The 20,184-nt window shown below is 72.7% G+C and carries 7 protein-coding genes; 2 read left to right on the top strand and 5 right to left on the bottom strand.

The window, feature by feature from the left end:
- Nucleotides 1-16: 16 nt before the first annotated feature.
- Nucleotides 17-3,604: a cobaltochelatase subunit CobN gene (gene cobN, locus ADK36_RS01045; RefSeq protein ID WP_053195925.1), complete on the top strand. Its 3,588-nt coding sequence runs from the start codon at nucleotides 17-19 to the stop codon at nucleotides 3,602-3,604.
- An 82-nt stretch (nucleotides 3,605-3,686) separates the two neighbouring features.
- Here cobN and ADK36_RS01040 read toward each other — a convergent pair whose 3' ends face one another.
- Nucleotides 3,687-5,342 carry a purine-cytosine permease family protein gene (locus ADK36_RS01040; RefSeq protein ID WP_048579697.1) on the bottom strand — a complete coding sequence of 552 codons (1,656 nt, stop codon included), beginning with the start codon at nucleotides 5,340-5,342 and terminating at the stop codon, nucleotides 3,687-3,689.
- Between the two features lie 270 nt (nucleotides 5,343-5,612).
- Here ADK36_RS01040 and ADK36_RS01035 point away from each other — a divergent pair, with 270 nt between their 5' ends.
- The gene (locus tag ADK36_RS01035; RefSeq protein ID WP_199830070.1) at nucleotides 5,613-7,301 is read left to right on the top strand and encodes a dolichyl-phosphate-mannose--protein mannosyltransferase; all 1,689 of its coding nucleotides are present in this window, start codon (nucleotides 5,613-5,615) and stop codon (nucleotides 7,299-7,301) included.
- Nucleotides 7,302-7,309: 8 nt separating this feature from the next.
- Here the strand turns inward: ADK36_RS01035 and ADK36_RS01030 are convergent, their stop codons facing one another.
- Genes ADK36_RS01030 through ADK36_RS01015 form a run of 4 tightly spaced genes read right to left on the bottom strand, consistent with a single transcriptional unit; the run spans nucleotide 7,310 to nucleotide 19,890 of the window.
- Entirely contained in the window at nucleotides 7,310-9,076 is a 1,767-nt protein-coding gene (locus ADK36_RS01030; protein WP_048579698.1) for a fatty acyl-AMP ligase, read from the bottom strand.
- On the bottom strand, nucleotides 9,069-9,335 hold the full coding sequence (locus tag ADK36_RS01025) for an acyl carrier protein (protein WP_063784514.1): 267 nt from the start codon (nucleotides 9,333-9,335) through the stop codon (nucleotides 9,069-9,071). The genes ADK36_RS01030 and ADK36_RS01025 overlap by 8 nt, the downstream gene beginning before the upstream one ends.
- Nucleotides 9,332-12,253 carry an aldehyde dehydrogenase family protein gene (locus ADK36_RS01020; protein WP_048579700.1) on the bottom strand — a complete coding sequence of 974 codons (2,922 nt, stop codon included), beginning with the start codon at nucleotides 12,251-12,253 and terminating at the stop codon, nucleotides 9,332-9,334. The genes ADK36_RS01025 and ADK36_RS01020 overlap by 4 nt, the downstream gene beginning before the upstream one ends.
- Before the next feature lie 14 nt (nucleotides 12,254-12,267).
- Entirely contained in the window at nucleotides 12,268-19,890 is a 7,623-nt protein-coding gene (locus tag ADK36_RS01015) for a type I polyketide synthase (protein WP_234329611.1), read from the bottom strand.
- Nucleotides 19,891-20,184 lie beyond the last annotated feature (294 nt).

Genomic DNA, 20,184 nt, shown 5'->3' with positions numbered 1-20,184 from the left:
GGAAGGCCGACGCCGCATGATCCTTCTGCTGTCGACGTCCGACACCGACCTGCTCAGCGCCCGCGCGGCGAACGGCCCGGTGCCGTACCGCTTCGCCAACCCCGCCAGGCTTCCGCTCGACGACCTGCCCGCGCTCCTCGACGGCGTCGACCTCGTCGTCGTACGCCTCCTCGGTGGGCTGCGCGCCTGGCAGGAGGGCCTCGACCTGCTGCTCGCCGACGGCCGCCCGGTCGTCGTCCTCACCGGCGAACAGGCCCCGGACGCCCAGCTGATGGCCGCCTCCACGGTCCCCGTCGGCATCGCCGCCGAGGCCCACGCCTACCTCGCCCACGGCGGCCCGGCCAACCTGGAGCAGCTCGCCCGCTTCCTGTCGGACACGGTCCTGCTGACCGGCCACGGCTTCGAGGCACCGGCGCCCGCGCCGAGCTGGGGCCCGCTGGAGCGCGAGTCCCGGGCCGACGGCCCGACGATCGCCGTGCTCTACTACCGCGCCCACCACATGAGCGGCAACACGGCGTTCGTGGGCGCCCTGTGCGACGCGATCGAGGAGGCCGGCGGCCGGCCGTTGCCGCTGTACGTCGCTTCCCTGAGGGCTCCCGAGCCCGAACTCATCGACGAACTGCGCGCAGCCGACGCCATCGTCACCACCGTGCTCGCCGCGGGCGGCACCAAGCCCGCCGAGGCATCCGCCGGCGGCGACGACGAGTCCTGGGACGCGGGCGCCCTGACCTCCCTCGACGTGCCGATCCTGCAGGCCCTGTGCCTGACCGGTTCGCGCACCGCCTGGGAGGAGAACGACGAGGGCGTCTCCCCGCTCGACGCCGCCAGCCAGATCGCCGTGCCCGAGTTCGACGGCCGGCTCATCACCGTGCCGTTCTCCTTCAAGGAGATCGACGCCGACGGCCTGCCCGCGTACGTCGCCGACCCCGAGCGTGCGGCGCGCGTCGCCGGAATCGCCGTACGCCACGCGCGACTTCGCCACATCCCGGCCGCCGACAAGCGCGTGGCCCTGGTCCTGTCCGCCTACCCGACCAAGCACTCCCGGATCGGCAACGCGGTCGGCCTCGACACCCCCGCCAGCGCCGTCGCGCTGCTCAGGCGGCTGCTGGCCGAGGGCTACGACTTCGGCGACACCGACATCCCCGGCCTGGTCTCCGGCGACGGCGACGAGCTGATCCGCGCGCTCATCGAGGCCGGCGGCCACGACCAGGACTGGCTCACCGAGGAGCAGTTGGCCCGCAACCCGGTGCGGATCCCGGCGGCCGACTACCGGCGCTGGTTCGCCACACTGCCGGAGGAGCTGCGGACGGCCGTCGAGGAGCACTGGGGCCCGGCGCCCGGCGAGATGTTCGTGGACCGCAGCCGCAACGAGGACGGCGACATCGTCCTCGCGGCCCTCCGCTTCGGCAACCTGCTGATCCTCATCCAGCCCCCGCGCGGCTTCGGCGAGAACCCCATCGCCATCTACCACGACCCGGACCTCCCGCCCTCGCACCACTACCTGGCCGCCTACCGCTGGATCGCGGCCCGCGCCGAGGACGGCGGCTTCGGCGCCGACGCGATGATCCACCTCGGCAAGCACGGCAACCTGGAGTGGCTGCCCGGCAAGAACGCCGGCCTGTCCGCCGCCTGCGGGCCCGACGCCGCCCTCGGCGACCTGCCCCTGATCTACCCCTTCCTGGTCAACGACCCCGGCGAGGGCACCCAGGCCAAGCGCCGCGTCCACGCCACCCTCATCGACCACCTCGTCCCGCCCATGGCCCGCGCCGACTCCTACGGAGACATCGCGCGCCTGGAGCAACTCCTCGACGAGTACGCCCAGATCTCCTCCATGGACCCGGCCAAGCTCCCGGCCATCCGCGCCCAGATCTGGACCCTCATCCAGGCCGCCAAGCTCGACCACGACCTCGGCCTGGACGACCGCCCCGACGACGACGGCTTCGACGACTTCCTCCTGCACGTCGACGGCTGGCTGTGCGAGGTCAAGGACGCCCAGATCCGCGACGGCCTGCACGTGCTGGGCACCCCGCCGGCCGGCGCCGACCGCGTCAACCTCGTCCTCGCCATCCTCCGCGCCCGCCAGATCTGGGGCGGCACCACCGCGCTGCCCGGCCTGCGCGAGGCCCTCGGCCTGGACGAGTCCGCCGCGACCCGTACGACCGCCGACGAGGCCGAGGCGAAGGCCCGCGCCCTGGTCCAGGCGATGGACGACGCGGGCTGGGACCCGGCGGCCGTACCCGCCGAACACGGTGAACAGGTCGCCGCGATCCTGGAGTTCGCCGCCCGCGAGGTCGTCCCCCGCCTCGCCGCGACCACCGCCGAACTCGACCACGCCCTGCACGCTCTCAACGGCGGTTTCGTCCCCGCCGGCCCCTCCGGCTCCCCCCTGCGCGGTCTGGTCAACGTCCTGCCGACCGGCCGCAACTTCTACTCCGTGGACCCCAAGGCCGTGCCGTCCCGCCTCGCCTGGGAGACCGGCCAGGCCCTCGCGGACTCGTTGCTGGAGCGCTACCGCGCCGACAACGGCGACTGGCCCACCTCCGTCGGCCTCTCCCTGTGGGGCACGAGCGCGATGCGCACGGCCGGCGACGACGTCGCCGAGGCACTCGCCCTGCTCGGCGTCCGCCCGGTCTGGGACGACGCCTCCCGCCGGGTGACGGGCCTGGAGGCCATCCCGTACGAGGAGTTGGGCCGCCCGCGCATCGACGTGACCCTGCGCATCTCGGGCTTCTTCCGGGACGCCTTCCCGCACACGATCGGGCTGCTGGACGACGCCGTGCGGCTGGCCGCCTCGCTGGAAGAGCCCGCCGAGGTCAACCACGTACGCGCCCACGTCCAGTCCGACCTGGCGGCCCACGGCGACGAACGCCGCGCCACCACCCGTATCTTCGGCTCCCGCCCCGGCACCTACGGCGCCGGACTGCTCCAGCTCATCGACTCCCGCGACTGGCGCACCGACGCCGACCTCGCCGAGGTCTACACGGTCTGGGGCGGCTACGCCTACGGCCGTGAACTCGACGGCCGCCCGGCACGCGACGAGATGGAGACGGCGTACAAGCGGATCGCGGTGGCCGCGAAGAACACGGACACCCGCGAGCACGACATCGCCGACTCCGACGACTACTTCCAGTACCACGGCGGCATGGTGGCCACGGTCCGCGCCTTGCGCGGCACCGCGCCCGAGGCGTACATCGGCGACTCCACCCGGCCCGAGACGGTCCGCACCCGCACGCTCGTCGAGGAGACCTCGCGCGTCTTCCGGGCCCGTGTCGTCAACCCGAAGTGGATCGAGGCGATGCGCCGCCACGGCTACAAGGGCGCCTTCGAACTCGCTGCCACGGTGGACTACCTGTTCGGCTACGACGCCACGACCGGCGTGATCGCCGACTGGATGTACGACAAGCTCACCGAGACCTACGTCCTGGACCCGGCCAACCGCGAGTTCCTCCAGGAGGCCAACCCCTGGGCCCTGCACGGCATCGCCGAGCGGCTGCTGGAGGCGGAGTCGCGCGGCATGTGGGAGAAGCCGGACCCGGCGGTGCTGGAGGCGCTGCGGCAGGTGTACCTGGAGACCGAGGGTGACCTGGAGGGCGGCGAGGCATAGCCGCGTGTGACACGGCGAAGGGCTCCCGCAGGCAGATGCTTGCGGGAGCCCTTCGCCCCGTGTCCTCGGGGCCGGTGCGTCGTCAGGCTCCCGCGGGCGCCGCGGGCAGGACGTGGTCGCCGACCTTGTCCGTGCTCAGGCACAGGGAGCAGACGACGGCTTCGTGCGTCTGGCAGGCGGCCACGTCGGGGCGCTCGAACTGCTGCCGGCAGACGTGGCAGTCGTAGGTGACGGCGCTGGGGTTGCCGTCGGCGTCCAGGAGCGGCTCGTCGATGCCGTCGTCGGTGCGGCGCAGGTAGTACTTGCCCTTGGTGACCACGGCCATCAGCGGAGTGAGGACGAAGGCGATGAGGGCGGCGGCGACGGGGGAGTAGGGCTGGAGCGTGTCGCCGAGCGCGTGGAAGTACATGGCGATGGAGAGGCCGGAGGCGGCGACGAAGGCCACCACGCCCACGGGGTTGACGGCGTAGAGCATGCCGCGGCGGAACTCGGGCTGGAGCGGGGAGAGCTTCAGCAGGTACTTGTTGACGCCGATGTCGGTGGCGACGGTGACGACCCAGGCGATGGCGCAGTTCGAGTAGAAGCCCAGAATGCTGTTGAGGAAGCTGAACATGTCGGCCTCCATCAGCGCGAGCGCGAAGGCCAGGTTGACCAGGACGAAGACCATCCGGCCCGGGTAGCGTCCGGTGACCCGGGTGAAGGAGTTCGTCCAGGCGAGGGAGCCGGAGTAGGCGTTCGTCACATTGATCTTGATCTGGCTGATCACCACCAGCGCCACGGCCAGCGGGACGACGATCCAGGACGGCATCATCGCGTCGAAGGCGTGCTTGAACTGCTGGATCGGCTCGGGCGCGGCGGTGGGACCGACCTCGGCGAGGATGTAGACCGCGAGGAACACGCCGATGGCCTGCTTGAGCGCGCCCAGCACCACCCAGCCGGGCCCGGCCATGACCACGGCCGTCCACCAGGCGCGCTTGTTCGCCTCGGTCTTGGGCGGCATGAAGCGCAGGTAGTCGATCTGCTCGCCGATCTGCGCGATCAGGGAGAGACACACTCCCGCGCCGAGCAGCACGGCCGCGGTGTTGACGCCGCCCTCGCCGTCGGTGCCGGCGTAGGCGAGGAACCGGTCGACAGTGCCGGGGTCGGTGGCGACCAGGTAGACCAGCGGGCCGACCATCAGTAGCAGCCAGATCGGCGTCGTCCACACCTGGAGCTTGCTCAGCGCCTTCATGCCGTAGATCACCAGCGGGATCACCATGAGAGTGGAGACCAGGTAGCCGAGCCACAGCGGCAGTCCGAGGCCGAGCTTCAGACCCTGGGCCATGATCGAGCCTTCGAGGGCGAAGAAGATGAAGGTGAAGCTGGCGAAGATGACACTGGTGAGGACCGAACCGAAGTAGCCGAAGCCGGAACCGCGGGTGATGAGGTCCAGGTCGATGTTGTAGCGGGCACCGTAGTAGGCCAGCGGGAAGCCGGTGACGAAGATGACGACGGCCGCGACGGCGATCGCGAGCAGCGCGTTGCCGGTGCCGTGGGCCAGGCCGATGCCGGCGCCGATGGAGAAGTCGGCCATGTAGGCGATGCCGCCGAGTGCGGTCGTCGCCACCACCATCGGGGTCCAGCGGCGGTAACTGCGCGGCGCGAAGCGGAGGGTGTAGTCCTCCAGAGTCTCCTTGACCGCCTGGTCGGCGGATGGTGTGGGGTCTGCCGTTGCCGACCGTGACTCTGTGGTGCTCATGTCACGCCTCCCGGTGGCGCTCGGTTCGGGTGGTGGGGGGATACGTGGGAGCCCCGCTCGGCGTCGTCGGCAGCACGGGGAGTCGACGGATCGGCTTGAGCCGTCAGGGGCCTGTATACGACTCCGATCCCACGGCCCGCCACGTTAGAAAGCGGTTGTTTCCGCTCCGTCCGACTGCTGTGAACGCGACGTTTCCGGGACCTCACGGGCGCGGTCGTGGAGGAGCGGGCGGCTGGTCGCCGCCCCAGGTCGGCCGAGTAAGGTCGTCCGATGACGAGTAGCGGCGTGTCGCGTGCCGACATCCTGGACGGCACCCCTTCGACGACGGCCCCCGGCAATTGGCGAGCACGTCTGCGCCAGTTCGGCCACGTCGCCGGCGCCCGGACCGACACCCGCGCACTGCTCGTTCCGCCTTTTCCCCAGCCCGCACGGGGATATGGGGCCGCCCGGATGATGGCCTGGCTGGGGCCCGTACTCGTCGCCGTCCTGGCCGGGGCCATCCGCTTCTGGCACCTCGGCAGCCCGCGGGACGTCGTCTTCGACGAGACCTACTATGCCAAGGACGCCTGGTCCCTGCTGAAACTCGGCTATGAGGGCACCTGGCCGAACCGTAAGATCGCCGACCCGCAGATCCTCGCGGACCCTCAGGTCATCCCGCTCTCCGACACCGGGGTCTTCGTCGCGCACCCGCCGATGGGAAAGTGGGTGGTGGCCCTCGGCGAGTGGGCGTTCGGCCTCGACCCGTTCGGCTGGCGCTTCATGACGGCGGTCCTGGGCACGCTGTCGGTGTTCATGCTGTGCCGAATAGGACGCCGGCTGTTCCGCTCGACAGCGCTGGGCTGCCTGGCCGGCACGCTGATGGCGCTGGACGGTCTGCACTTCGTGATGAGCCGTACGGCGCTGCTGGACCTCGTCGTCATGTTCTTCGTACTGGCGGCCTTCGGAAGCCTGCTCATCGACCGGGACCACGCACGGGCCCGGCTCGCGGCGGCCCTGCCGGTCGGCGAGGACGGCCGTGCCCGCCCGGACGCGTTCACCGGCGACCGCGCCGGGACGGGAGTGCGCCCATGGCGGCTCGCCGCCGGCTTCTTCCTGGGGCTCGCGGCCGCGACCAAGTGGAACGGCTTGTACTTCCTGGCCTTCTTCATGGTCCTGACCCTGCTGTGGGACGTCGGCTCCCGTCGCGTGGCGGGGGCGCGGCGGCCGTACCGGGCGGTACTGCGCAAGGACCTGGGCTGGTCGGTGGTGTCCGTCCTCCCGGTCGCCGTGGTGACGTATCTGGCGACGTGGACCGGCTGGTTCCGGTCCGACAACGGATACGCGCGCCACTGGGCGGACGGCCGAGGCGGCATCTGGTCGTGGATCCCGGCTCCGCTCCGCAGCCTGTGGCACTACGAGTACGGGGTCTACCAGTTCAACGTGGGCCTGCACAGCTTCCACAAGTACGAGTCCAACCCCTGGAGTTGGCTCGTCCTCGGCCGCCCGGTGCTGTTCCACTACGAATCGACGCCGGCCGGCCGGGACGGCTGCGGTACGACGGCCGACTGCTCGCAGGCGATCGTCGCCCTGGGCACACCACTCCTGTGGTGGTCGGCATGCTGCGCGCTGCTGTATCTGCTCTACCGATGGGCACTGCGCCGCGACTGGCGCGCCGGCGCCGTCCTGTGTGGGGTGGGCGCCGGCTATCTGCCCTGGTTCCTGTACCAGGACCGCACCATCTTCTCCTTCTACGCGGTCGTCTTCGTGCCGTACCTGTGCCTGGCCGTGGCGATGATGCTGGGCGCGCTGCTGGGTCCGCCGGGGGCGGGCGAGAGACGCCGGACGTGGGGTGCGGTGCCGGCGGGTGCGCTGGTGCTGCTCATCGCCTGGAGCTTCATCTACTTCTTCCCGGTCTACACCGGGCAGACGATCCCGTACGCCGACTGGCGCGCCAGGATGTGGCTCGACACCTGGATCTGAGACCGGCATCAAGGCCGGCGGACGTCGGAGGGGAGGTCGGAGAGGTCGGAGTGCAGAGGGCTGAGGCGGGCCGCGAGGAGTTCGTCCCGGGTGCCGGAGCGCTGGACCTTGCCGCTTGTCGTGCGGGGCACGCTCATCGGGCCGACGATGACGACATGGACGGCCAGCCGCAGTTCCTGGGCCAGCCGCCCCCTGATGAGGCCGGCCAGGGCTGCGGGGGTGCGGCCGTCGAGGTGGCGGGGGCGGACCTCCTGGACCAGGACGATGTGCTCGTGCCCCGAGGAGCCGGGCAGGGTGAAGGCGGCACTGGGGCCGGTGGCGGGGTCGGCCGACTCGCTGACGCGCTCGATGTCCTGGGGGTGGATATTGCGGCCGTTGGCGATGATCAGGTCCTTCGCGCGGCCGGTGACGAAGAGTTCGCCGTCCTGGAAGAAGCCGAGGTCACCGGTGCGCAGGAAGGGCCCGTCGCCGTCGGCGGTGGTGGCGGCGAAGTGCTCGGCGGTGGCCTGTGGGTCGCCGAGGTAGCCGTCGGCGACGCTGTCCCCGGACACCCAGATCTCGCCGATGTGGCGGTCTTTGAGGGGCTGTGAGGTGGCGGGGTCGACGATGCGGACGTCGGCGCCCACCGGCCGGCCGCAGCCGACCAGGTCCACGCCGTCCGGGGCGGGCACGGCCTGGCCGGCCTCCAGCGCGTCCCGGTCGAAACGCCCGAGCGTCGGTCCGCTGCCGCAGGCAGTGCCGGTGACCATGAGGGTGGCCTCGGCCAGGCCGTAGCAGGGCGCCCAGATGTCCGGGCGGAAGCCGAGCGGGGCGAGCCGGCGGGCGACCGCGTTCAGGACGTCGGCGCGGACGGGCTCCGCGCCGTTCAGTGCGAACCGCAGGGAGTCGAGGCCCAGGTCCGGGTCCAGGTCGGTGAGTCGGTCGTTCTTGAGACTCCTCAGCAGCCAGTCGTATCCGAAGTTCGGCGCGAAGGTGTAGAAGGCCCGGTACCGGCTGATCATCTGGAGCCACAGCAGCGGGTGGGCGACGAAGGACACCGGTGAGCACAGGACGAGATTGCCGTAGCTGGCGAGCGGGCTGAGCAGCATGCCGACCAGGCCCATGTCGTGGTAGTGCGGCAGCCATCCGGCACCGGTCGGCGACGGATCGTCGCGGACTTCGTCCAGGACCTCCGCGGGGAGGATGGTCTCCCTGATCGACAGCAGGTTGTGCAGCAGGTTCCGGTGGGTGATGACGACACCGCGCGGCTCGCTGGTCGATCCGGAGGTGTACTGGACGTAGGCGGTCGCCGAGAGGTCAAGTGCGGCGGGAGACCAGTCGCCCGGGTCCGGCAGCCCGGGGCCGTCCGTGGCGACGCACTCGGCCCGCGGCGCCGGATCCAGGCCGGCCAGCCAGGAGCCGAGCGCGGGCTGGTGCGCGGCGTCGCTCAGGACCAGGCCGACATGCGCGTCCCGGATGATGCCCTCGGCGCGTTGCAGGGCCCGCCGGTCGGTGGCCGGCAGCGGGGCGGGGACGGCGACCCGCCCGGCGTACAGGCAGCCGAGGAAGACCGCGAAGAACTCCAGGCCCGCCGGGTACATCAGCAGGACGCGCGCTCCGGGCGGCGTACGGTCCGCCAGCCAGGCTCCCACCGCCCGCGCCCGTGCGTCGAGTTGGGCGTAGCCGAGGCGTTCCACCTCGACGAGGTCGCCGCGGACGCTGTCCACGCGCGCGTACCAGCGGGTGTCGCCGAGCACCCACATCTTCTCGCGCAGGAACCGGACGAGTTCACTCACCGCCGGCTCCGATCCGCCCGCTCAGGGCCTGCTCGACATGGCCGACCACGGCGCCGACCGTGTGCAGCTCCCAGGCGACCTCGTCGGGGATGCGCACCCCGAACCGCTTCTCCGCGACGACGGTCATCCGTACCAGGACGAGCGAGTCGAGACCGAGGTCCGCGATGAACGCGGTCTGCTCGTCGACCTGCTCCGGGTCGACGTCACCGAACTCGGCGAGCATCGCCTTCAGTTCGGCGAGGATCTCGGAGCGGTTCACCGGGCGCATCCCTTCCGCGGGACGTCCCAGGCGACCGGCAGGACGCTGAGCCCGCGCTCGAACATGCTGGGCCGCCACCGTGGCGTGCCGTCCAGCCGCAGGCCGGGCAGTCTGCGCAGCACGGTGGTGACGGCGGCCTCGGCCGTCATACGACCGATATGGGCACCCAGGCAGTAGTGGGCGCCGTGTCCGAAGGCGAGATGGCCCGGTGTCGGGCGGTGCAGGTCGAGGCGGTCGGGGTCGGAGAAACGCGTCGGGTCCCGGTTGGCCGCGCCCAGGCACAGGAACAGGGAGTCGCCGGCCGGGACGGTCACCTCGCCGAAGTCGACGGGTTCGAGCGTGCCCCGCCAACTCGTGAACGGCAACGGGCTCTCGTAGCGGAGCAGTTCGTTCATGCCGGTCGCCATGAGGGAGGGGTCGTCGCGCAGCGCGGCCAGCTGGCCGGGGTGGGCGAGCAGGGCGTGCAGGCTGTTGCCGACGCTGTTGATGCTGGGGTCCTGGCCCGCCACGAGCATCATCATGACCTGGCCGTGCAGTTCGTCCTCGCTGATCAGGTCGTCCTGGTCGCGGGCCCGGACCAGCAGCGAGATCAGGTCGTCGCCCGGGGAGCGGCGCTTCTCGGCGACCGCCGCGCGGACGAACGCGTCGACCTCGTGGGCGAGCGCCGCGACGTAGGGGACGTCGTTGTTCCACTCGGCCGTACGCCAGATCATCGCCCGCAGATGGTTCATCTGGGGCGGGGTGGCGCCGAGCACCGAGAACAGGACGTTGCCGCCCAGCGGGTACGCCACGGCCGCCATGAGATCGCCACTGCCCCGGCCGACGATCCGGTCGATGCGGGTGTCGACGATGCGCTGCACCCGGGTGCGCCACTGCTCCTGCCGGGTGGGGGTGAAGAACGGCCGCATGACGGCGCGCAGTTCGGCGTGGCGCGGGTCGTCGCTGTCCAGCAGGTGCACGAACAGCCGCTCCCGCAGTTCGGACGGCCAGTGCCGCAGCCACATCAGACCGGCCGGGATGCGTTTGCTGTCGCAGGTCACGCGCGGGTCGGTGTGAGCGGTGCGGACGTCGTCGTAGCGGGTCAGTAGCCAGCCCGGACCGTCCGGGCTGCTGACCCGGCTCACCGGGCGGTGCTCGCGCAGCCAGTGCAGCGTCGGGTAGGGGTCGTGGTGGAACGCCTCGGTGAACGGGGCCGGCAGACCGCCGGGCAGGTCCTCGGGCGGCCAGCCGGGCGGGTACTCCCTGACGGCCTCGACCCTCGGCCTGGGCTGCGCCGGGACATACGGGGCGGCAGCCGGGGAAGGGGCCGCGGACTGTGCGACGGACACGCCCTGAAGGCGGCTGGTGCGCAGCATGGGGTAGTTGAGTTCGCCGAACCGGTCGCCGCTCAGGCCCGGCCCGCCGTGGTTCGACAGGAACGGAACCCCCGCGAGGTGCGAGTCGTTCACCCGCAGCTGACCGCACGAGCGGACGTCCCGGACGAACCGGTCGATGACCTCCGGGGCCTGCGTCCAAAGGGAGTTGCGCAGACCGTACGTACCGGTGGCGACGAACGACACCATCTCGGTGAGGAGTTCGTCGTCGTCGGCGACGGGGTGGGGGACGGCCAGGGTCAGCAGGGGGAAGAACGTCTCGTACCGGACCGAGCGCAACTCCCGCGCCCGGCCGAGCCCGTCGACCCGCACGAGAGCCGGCTCGGCGAACACGGCCACGTCGCTCTCGCGGCCCCGGACGTCCAGATGACGTCCGCCGGCCAGCACGCGGGCGCCCGCCCGCCGGGCGTCGGCGAGCGTGGCGTCGTATCCCGCGGTGTTGGGCGTGGCGGCCAGCACCACCTCGGGATCGTCGGGGAACCCGGGCCGCAGGGCCCGGACCCGCTCGGTCAGCCGGTCGGTGAGTTCGTCGGCGATCTCCGGATGCACCAGGGCGATGTTGGGCGCGCAGCAGATCTGGCCACTGCCGTGGTACGACTCCATCAGCGCCGCCACGGCCTGGTCGAGGGGCGCGTCCCGCCACACCACGACCATGTCGTTGCCGCCGAGTTCCAGGATCGGCTTCTTCCCGGCGGCGAGGCACGCCTTCTCGAGTTGCTCGCCGCGGATCGAGTCGCCGAAATACAGCACGTCGTCCACCAGCGGACTGGCCAGCCACGCGTCCAGCGCCTGGGTCGGGTCGGTGCACAGCGCCGACAGGACGCCGGGCGGGGCGCCGGCCTCGGCGAGCGCGGGCACGGCGACGCGTTCCAGCAGATACATGGCGGCGATCGGCGCGTGCCGGGACAGCCGCACCACCAGTGCGTTGCCGGCCAGCACGGACTGGAAGGCCGCCCCGACACTGAGCGCCGGGGTGTTCTGCGGCGGCTGTACGCACACCACGCCGTCCGGTACCCGGCGCAGCACCACCGTCCGGCCGTCGGCCGTGTGCCGGGTCTCCATCTGCCCCAGACACCACTCGGTGGTCTCAGGGCCGAAGAAGGTGAGGAGGTCGGCGACCTCCGTCCGGGCCAGCCGGACCGGGTGCCCTTCCTCCACCAGCAGCCGGGTCAGAGCGTCCGCGTGTTCCCGCAGCCCCGCGCGGAACGCCTCGGCGAGCGCCGCGCGTCGGCCCTGGGTGCTGCCGCCCCACTCGGCCGCCGCGCCCCGTGCGGCGCGCAGCGCGGCGTCCAGGTGGTCCGGTCCGGCGAGGGCGCAGCGTCCCAGGATCGTCTCGGGGTGGGCGTCGGGGCCCATGCGCCCGGCGTTGAGCGCGTTGCGGTAGCAGGTGGCGCCGATCGGATCGTCGATCAGCGCGCTCGCGCGGATCGTGTACACCCACTCGGTGTGGTCGGGGACGCAGACGCCGCCGATGAGCGGGCCGAAGCCGAGCATGCCTTCGACGGAGCCCGTCGCCGGGCCGTGCGGTTCCTGACAGGTCACCATGACAGGCCTCTCTCTCAGCCGTTGGCGGTGTCGGTGGTGCGGACGCCGAGGCGCAGCAGCACATGGCGGGCGAGGTCGGTGAGGGTGATGCCGCCCTGGAGGAGTTCCATCGGCGGGATCTCGACATCGAGGCGTTGCCGCAGCGTGGTCAGCAGCTCGGCGGCCATCAGGGAGTCCACTCCGTGGTCCTGGAGCGGCTGACGTGCGTCGAGACGCGTGACGTCGGTCTGCAGGATCCGGGCCAGCAGTTCGGCGAGCGTGCCGCTGACGGCCTCCAGCGCCTCGTCCGCGGTGAGGCCGGCCAGGGCGGTCACGAGGTCCTGCCGGGAGTGTCCGCCGAGGTCGCCGCCGACGGGCAGCAGCGCCGCGAACCGGGGTGCCGCGACGGCGGGCAGCAGGGTGGGCAGCCGGGACCAGTCGTAGCGGCCGATGCCTGCGACGGCGGTACCGGACGCCGTCAGCGTCTCCAGGGCGTCCAGTGCCTCGCGGGAGCCGAGCGAGGCGATACCGAAGGACTCCAGGGCCGGTGCCAGGTTCTCACGGGCGACATGGCCGCAGTCCCCGAGCGCACCCCAGGCGACGGCGACGGCTGCCCCGTGGCCGTGTCGTTGCCGGGCCAGCGCTTCGGTGAACAGGTTCCCGCCGGCGTAGGCGGACTGCTTGACGTTGCCGACGGCCGCGCTGACGGAGGAGTACAGCCAGAACAGCCGCAGGTCGTGCTCGCGGGTCAGCGCGTCGAGGACCGCCGCCCCGGCCATCTTGGGGGCCAGGACCGCGCGGATCCGCTCGTCGGTCAGCTCGGTGAGCGGGGCGTCGTCCAGCGTCATGGCCGCATGGACGACTCCCGCGAGCCGATGCCCGGTGGCGTCGATACGGCCGATCACCTCGGCCATGGCAGCGGCGTCAGTGACGTCCGCGGCGTACGGCGTGGCCGTCACGCCCCGCTCGGCCAGATCTGACAACACCGCGGCCGCCTCGGGGCCGTCGGCGCCGCGCCGGGAGACCAGGGCCAGGTGGCGGGCCCCGCGTTCGGCGAGCCGGCGGGCGGTGGCGGCACCGAACCCGCTCAGCCCGCCCGTGACCAGGAAGCTGCCGTCGGGATCGAGGCGGGGCGGCTCGGGCCGGGTGCGGACCGGAATCGGGCCGTCCTGCGGATCGAGGCTCACCACGACCTTGCCGACGTGCCGCGAGTGCTGAAGGAGCCCGAACGCCTCCTTGACCCGTGCGGCCGGGTACACCGTGTGCGGCAGCGGCCGGTAGCGACCGTCCGCCACCCGTACGGCGACCTCCGCCAGCAGCCGCCGACCGGCCACGAGGCCGGCCTCGTGGGACAGCAGGGCGGTGACGTCGACGCCGAAGAAGGCGATGTTGCGGCTGAAGGGCCGCATGAGCAGCGGTTTGTTGGCGTAGATGTCCCGCTTGCCGAGTTCGACGAACCGGCCGCCGGGCCGCAGGGTCTCCAGGCCCCGGTCGATGGCCTGCCCGGCCAGCGAGTTGACCACCACGTCGACCCCGCGCCCACCGGTGATCCGCAGCGCCTGACCGGCGAAGTCGAGGCTGCGGGAGTCCAGTACGTGCTCGACGCCCAGGGCCCGCAGCAGTTCACGCTTGGCCGGGCTGCCCGCGGTGGCGATCACGGTGGCGCCCACGAGGCGGGCGTACTGGAGGGCGGCCAGCCCGACCCCGCCGGCGGCGCCGTGCACCAGCACGGTCTCCCCGGCCGTCAACCGGGCCAGGTCGTGCAGCGCGTAGTGGACCGTGAGGAAGGCCACCGGCAGGGTCGCGGCCTCCGCGAAACCGAGACCGTCGGGAATCCGCACCACGGCCGCCGCGGGAGCCACCGTGTGCGAGGCAAGCGAGCCCCGGGCGGCCGTGCACACCCGGTCCCCGACGGCGAGGACGTGGACGCCCTCGCCCACGGCCGTGACGATTCCGGCGCATTCGATGCCTGGTCCCTGCTCGCCGGGGCCCGTCTCGTTCGCCTCCGGGGGCAGCAGACCGGTCGCCAGCATGATGTCGCGGTAGTTGAGCGCGGCGGCACGTACGGCGATCACCACCTCGCCCACCCCGGGGGCGACGGGCCGGGCCCGCGCCCAGACCGGCTCGTACGACAGACCGGGTGCGCCGATCTCCAGTGCGAAGGGCTCGTCGCCGCTCGGCACGGTGTGCTCACCGGACGGGAGTTCGCGCTCCCGGGCTACGAAACGGCCGCCCGAGGTGAGCACGATCTCGTCCTCACGTGCCGCGGTGCCGGCGTCGTCACCGGACGGGGCGGGGGGCTCCAGCAGTTCACGGGCCAGCCGGTGCGCGTCGGCGGCCGGGTCGCCGAGGCGCTCCAGGGACAGCCGGGTCACCCGCAGGCCGGGGTGTTCGTTGGCCAGGGTGCGGGCCATGCCCCAGGCGGCGGCGTCCTGCGGCTGGTCGGCCCGTTCGGGAGCGGGCAGCGCGCCGCTGGGCCGGGTCACCAGCCACAGCGCCGGCCGGTTGCCGTCGGGCAGACTCCGGCAGGCCGAGGCCAGGGCGCGCAGTACGGCCGCACGGCGTACTGCCTGGTCGAGCATCGGCTCCGGGGCGGCCGGTGCCTCGCCGAGCAGGAGTACGACCGCCGGGTCACCGTCCTCGGCGAGCGCCGCCGTCCAGGCCACCGGGTCGACGGGAGCGGGCAGCACCGGAACGGATCGCGTTCCGCCGCCGGTCAGCAACGCCCCGAGGTGCTCGGCCAGCAGAGTGTCCGCACTGCTCTCGGTGGCCACGATCCACCGGGCGCCGTTGTCCGGGCCGGCGACCACGGGCTGAGCGGTCTCGTACCCGGGTGCCGAGGCCAGCAGCACCGAGGCGACCTCCTCGGCCGGCGCGATGATCTCCCTCAGACAGACGACATCGGTGAAGCCGCCCGCTCGCAGCACGTCGAGCCACTGGTCCCGGCCCAGCAAGGGCGAATCCGGCCGCACTTCGTCGTCCTGGTCCCAGAAGCTGTCCAGCGTGCCGAAGAACGGCAGCAGATAGTCCGTGTCGTGCGTCTCGAAGGCGAGCAGCCGGCCACCGGGTGCCAGCAGCCCGCGCACCCTGCCCAGGGCCGTGCGCAGGTCGGCCGCGGTGTGCAGGGAGTTGGCCGCGACGACCAGGTCGTAGGCGCCTTCGGCGAAGCCCTGCTCGCCGGGGTCGGCGTTCAGGTCCAGCGGGCGATAGTCGACGAAGGGGTGGTCACCGAAACGGCGTTGGGCGCGGGCGAAGAAGCCCGCGGAGACATCGGTGAAGTGGTAGACGGCGCGCTCCGGCGGCAGCAGCGGGAGCAGGGCGCCGGTGGCGCCACCCGTGCCCGCGCCGATCTCCAGGATCCGCAGGGGACGGTCCCGGGGCCAGACCCGCACGACCTCCGCCATGAGCGCGGCCAGGACCCGGTTGTGGCCCCGGCAGGTCGGCGCGAGGTCGTAGAACTGCTCGAAGGCCCCGCGTGAGCCCTGGTCGGTGAGTAGGTGCAGTGCCTCCTGCCCGCCGCGCAGAACCTGAGGCAGATGCGTCAACTGACGGACGGCCAGCTGTACTTCGGCGGTGAAGGCCGGGAAGTCCAGCGGCAGCCGGGACAGCAGGGGCGCCGGGGCCGCGGTGCCGGACAGCCGCCACGTGCCGTCCTCGGCGACGGTGGCCAGGCCGTGCCGGGCCGTCAGCCGGAGCAGGGCCCGCGCCAACCGCTCGTGTCCGGGGAGCATGCCCTGCCGGACCAGGTCGGCGGGCGTGAACCCGGCCCTGCCCGCGGGCAGCAGGTCCGCGAACGCGACCGCGGTCACATGGGCGGTCAGCTCCTTGAGCCGGTCCATGAACTCCGCGGAGCGCACCGAGCGGGAGTCTGCCCGCGCCGCGTCGACGCTGCCCGCGACGGCGTCGGCGAGGTCGTGGTTGCCGGGCAGCGGAGAGGGCGCGGCCGGCAGGTGGAGGTGCGGCGTGGCGCGCAGCACCGTCTCGTACCGCCGCGGAGCCCGGTCGGCCGGGCCGGGCAGGCGCCGCATGCGCACACCGTCCAGTTCGACGGTGACGCTGCCGTCCGGGTCGGTGACGGTGATGTCGAAGCAGAGCTCGGCGGTGCCGCGCGTGCGGTCGCGGACATGGACCAGCCCCGTCGGGGACGGGCTCCGCCAGACGCGTACGGCCCCGATCGAGGCGGGCAGCCAGGCTTCCCCGGCATCCGCGCGGGCGGCGGCGAGGGGCACGCACGCGTGCAGCGCACCGTCGAGCAGCGCCGGATGCGCCACGTATCGCGCGGTGTCGGCCGCGTCCGTGGTGTGCCGGTAGGCGGCCAGCACCTCCGCCTCCCCGAGGTGCAGCCGCACGAGCTGCCGGAACGCGGGCCCGTACTCCAGGCCGCTCACGGCCAGTTCGCGGTACAGGGCGGCAACGTCGCCGCGGCGGGCACAGCGGGCGCGCACCCGGGCCGGGTCGACCCGCGCGGGCGGGCGGCCGATCAGCTCACGGACCCGGCCCCGGGCGTGCGGGCGGGGCAGCGTGCCGTCGGCTTCGGTGCCGTCGACGGCCTCGGTGCTGGTGACGGACACCATGCCGTCGTCGGGTGAGAACGCCAGCTGCACGCGGACGTCCCCGGCCCTGCCCCACGGGACCACCAGCGGGCGGCTCACCTCCAGCCAGTCCAGCTCCACGGGTCCGTCCAGCACCCGCCGGCCGGCGGCCAGGGCCATCTCGACGTAACCGGTCGCGGGAAACAGCACGGATCCGGCCACCTTGTGGTCGACCAGCCAGGGCACCAGCGCCGGTTCGACCGGCCCCTGCCACGAGGGCTCCGCCGTAGGCAGCCGCTCGCCCAGCAGGGGGTGGTCCAGCCGTCCCGAGCCGCTGCTGATGACCCACTGCTGCGGGGTGCCGCTCCAGTGCCGTTTCCGCTGCCACGGGTAGGCGGGGAGATCCGCCACCCGCGGGGGGCGGGGGAACCAGCGCGCCCAGTCCATCTCCGCCCCGGCGGCGATCAGCGCTTCCACCGAGCGGCGCAGCGCGGTCGGCCCTGCGGTGTCGCGGCGCAGGGCGGCGAGCAGGGCCACCCGGCCGTGTCCGGCGGCGATCCGGTGCAGAAACGTGCGCAGGACGGGATGCGGGCCGACCTCCAGCAGTACGTCGACGCCCGTGTCCAGGGCGTGTTGGACGGCGGCGGCGAACCGGACCGGCTCGCGGACGTTGCGCCACCAGTACTCGGCGTCCAGGCCGGACTCGGGTACCGGCCCGCCGGTGACCGTGGAGATCAGAGCCCCGGTGTCCCCCTGCGGGGCCAACCCGGCGAGACCGGCGGCCAGCGGGGTCCGGATCCGCTCCATGACCGGACTGTGGAAGGCGTAGTCGAGGTCCATGAGCCGGAAGAACACCTCTCGCGCCGCCAACTCGTCGCCCAGTGACTTGAGTTGGTCGACGGGCCCGGCGAGCGTCACGTCCCTGCCACTGTTCACGGCCGCCACGACCAGCCCCGGGTGCGCCGACAGGACCTTCTCCGCCTCGGCCGCCGACAGCCCGACCGCGGCCATGCGGCCCCGGCCGGCCGTGACCGCCTGGGCCCGGCTGCGCTCCGCGACCACCCACGCCGCCTCCTGGAGCGTCAGCGCGCCGACGGCGTACGCGGCGGCGACCTCCCCGACGCTGTGCCCGAGCGCGAGCCTCCACCTCACGCCCCGCTCGCGCAGCACAGCCGTGATGCCGGCCTGCACCGCGAACAGCAGTGGCTGGGACACCTCGGTGGCCTCCAGACCCCACTCGTCGACGGGCCGGCCCAGTGCCGCGGCGACGGACCAGCCGAGCCGGGGCGCCAACGCGCCGTCGACCGCGTCCACTTCGGCGCGGAACACCGCGTCGTCCAGCAGATCGGCCGCCATCCCGGCCCACTGCGAGCCGTTGCCCGCGAAGACCAGCGCGACCCGGCCACGCTCGACCGCCTCACCCGTCACGCCCTCGCCCGTCACACCTGCGCCCGCAACACCCTCACCCGGCACGTCCCCGCCCGACAGGATCCGTGCGGCCTCGCGCGGCGTCGCGGCCAGCGCCACCCGGCGGTAGCGGTGCCTGGCCCGGCGGACGCCGGTGGTGGCGGCGATGTCGTAGAACTCCGACAACCCCTCCGACGACGGCTCCTCGGACGACGGCTCCGACGCGGCCACGCCCGTCAGCCGGGCGGCCAGCCGTCGTGCCGCCTCCACGGCCGCTTGTGGGGTACGACCCGAAGCGATCACCGGCAGTCCGGCCGCCGGGATCCGTACGGCCGCCGCTTCGACACGGGGTCGTGGCACGGCCACCGGCGGCGGGCCGACGACCACATGGGCGTTCGCCCCGCCGAACCCGAAGGAGTTGACGCCCACGAAGCGCCGACCCTCCGGCGCTGCCAGCGGACGCGCCCGCTCGACCGGCTCCAGCCCCAGCCCGGCGAAGTCGATGCCCGGATTGAGCGGTTCCAGGTGCAGCGACGCGGGGATCGTGCCGTGCCGCAGCACCGCCAGGGCCTTGAACAGCCCCGCCATGCCCGACGCCGGCTCCAGATGGCCCACGTTCGACTTCACCGAGCCGATGGGCAACGGCCCCACCGACCGCGCCACACCCAGCACCCGGCCCAGCGCGGCGCACTCGGCCGGATCGCCCGCCTGCGTACCGGTGCCGTGCGCCTCCACGTACACCACTTCGTCGGGCGCGATGCCCGCCCGCTCGTACACCTGCCGCAGCAGATCCTCCTGCGCCCGCGCACTGGGCAGGGACAGCCCGGCGGTGCGCCCGTCGCAGTTGCTGCCCGACGCGGCGATCACGCCATGGATCCGGTCCCCGTCGGCGACGGCGTCAGCCAGCGGCTTCAGTACGACCACGCCCGCGCCCTCGGCCCGGACGAACCCGTCCGCGTCCGCCGAGAACGCCGCGCAGCGGCCCCGCTTCGACAGCATCGACGCCTGGCTGAATCCGACGAACCCGTTCGGGCTGAGCAGCAGGTTGACCCCGCCCGCGAGCGCCACGCGGCTGCCGCCCGACGCCAGCTCCCGGCAGGCGCGTTCCACGGCCACCAGCGACGACGAGCAGGCGGTGTCGATCACCATGCTCGGCCCGCGCAGGTCGAAGAAGTGCGAGAGCCGGTTCGCCGCGATCGAGTGGGCGCCGCCCGCCATGGAATAGGCGTTCATCTGCCGGGCCCTGATCATCTGCAGCCCGGCGTAGGAGAAGTCCGAGATGCCGATGAACACGCAGGTGTCGGAGCCCGCCAGCGTTCCGGGGTCGATCCCCGCGTCGTCCAGCGCCTCGACGGCCGTCTCCAGCAGCAGCCGGTGCTGGGGGTCCATCTGTGCCGCCTCCCGCGGCGAGATCCCGAAGTAGTCCGCGTCGAACTGCGCGATGTCCGCCAGGAATCCGCCTCTGGCGGTGTACGACTTCCCCGGCCTCGGCATCGCGGTGTCGACGAACCGCGCGGCCTCGAACCGGTCCTCCGGGATCTCCCCGACGAGATCGCGCCCCGCCTCCAGCGCCTCCCACAACCCGGCCAGGTCCACGATCCCGCCGGGCAGTCGGCACCCCAGACCCACGATCGCGAAGGTGCCCGCCTCCGCGCTGGCGCCCGCGCTCGCGTCCGAGCCCTTATCGCCCTTATGGCCCTCGTCGTCCTTTACGGACAAATCTCCCACCATCCCCACACCCCAATCCCGGAACCCTGTGCAGTCGAGCGACCATGAGGTCATGCCGAGCGGTGAGCGCCGCCAACTCCCGTGCGGGGGAGCGCGATCCGCGTCGGCGTCAGCGGGTGAAGCCGGAAGGGCCTATTCGTGGTCGCGGGGTCCGGTGACGAGGGAGATGGCGTAGGCGGGGCCGATGAGGTAGTGGCGTACTCGGGCCTGCATCGAACTGGTCGAACTGAACGCGCGCAGCGGAAAGCACAGTGATCACGCTACGGGCGGAGCGGTCAACTGGCC

It is taken from the genome of Streptomyces viridochromogenes (assembly GCF_001270495.1).
GTDB lineage: Bacteria > Actinomycetota > Actinomycetes > Streptomycetales > Streptomycetaceae > Streptomyces > Streptomyces viridochromogenes_A.
This window is presented reverse-complemented; position numbering and strand designations above follow the sequence as displayed.

Excerpts from the sequence above, each read along its gene's own strand:
- cobN (WP_053195925.1), top strand. The coding sequence starts at position 17 with ATGATCCTTCTGCTGTCGACGTCCGACACCGACCTGCTCAGCGCCCGC.
- ADK36_RS01040 (WP_048579697.1), bottom strand. The coding sequence starts at position 5,342 with ATGAGCACCACAGAGTCACGGTCGGCAACGGCAGACCCCACACCATCC.
- ADK36_RS01035 (WP_199830070.1), top strand. The coding sequence starts at position 5,613 with ATGACGAGTAGCGGCGTGTCGCGTGCCGACATCCTGGACGGCACCCCT.
- ADK36_RS01020 (WP_048579700.1), bottom strand. The coding sequence starts at position 12,253 with ATGGTGACCTGTCAGGAACCGCACGGCCCGGCGACGGGCTCCGTCGAA.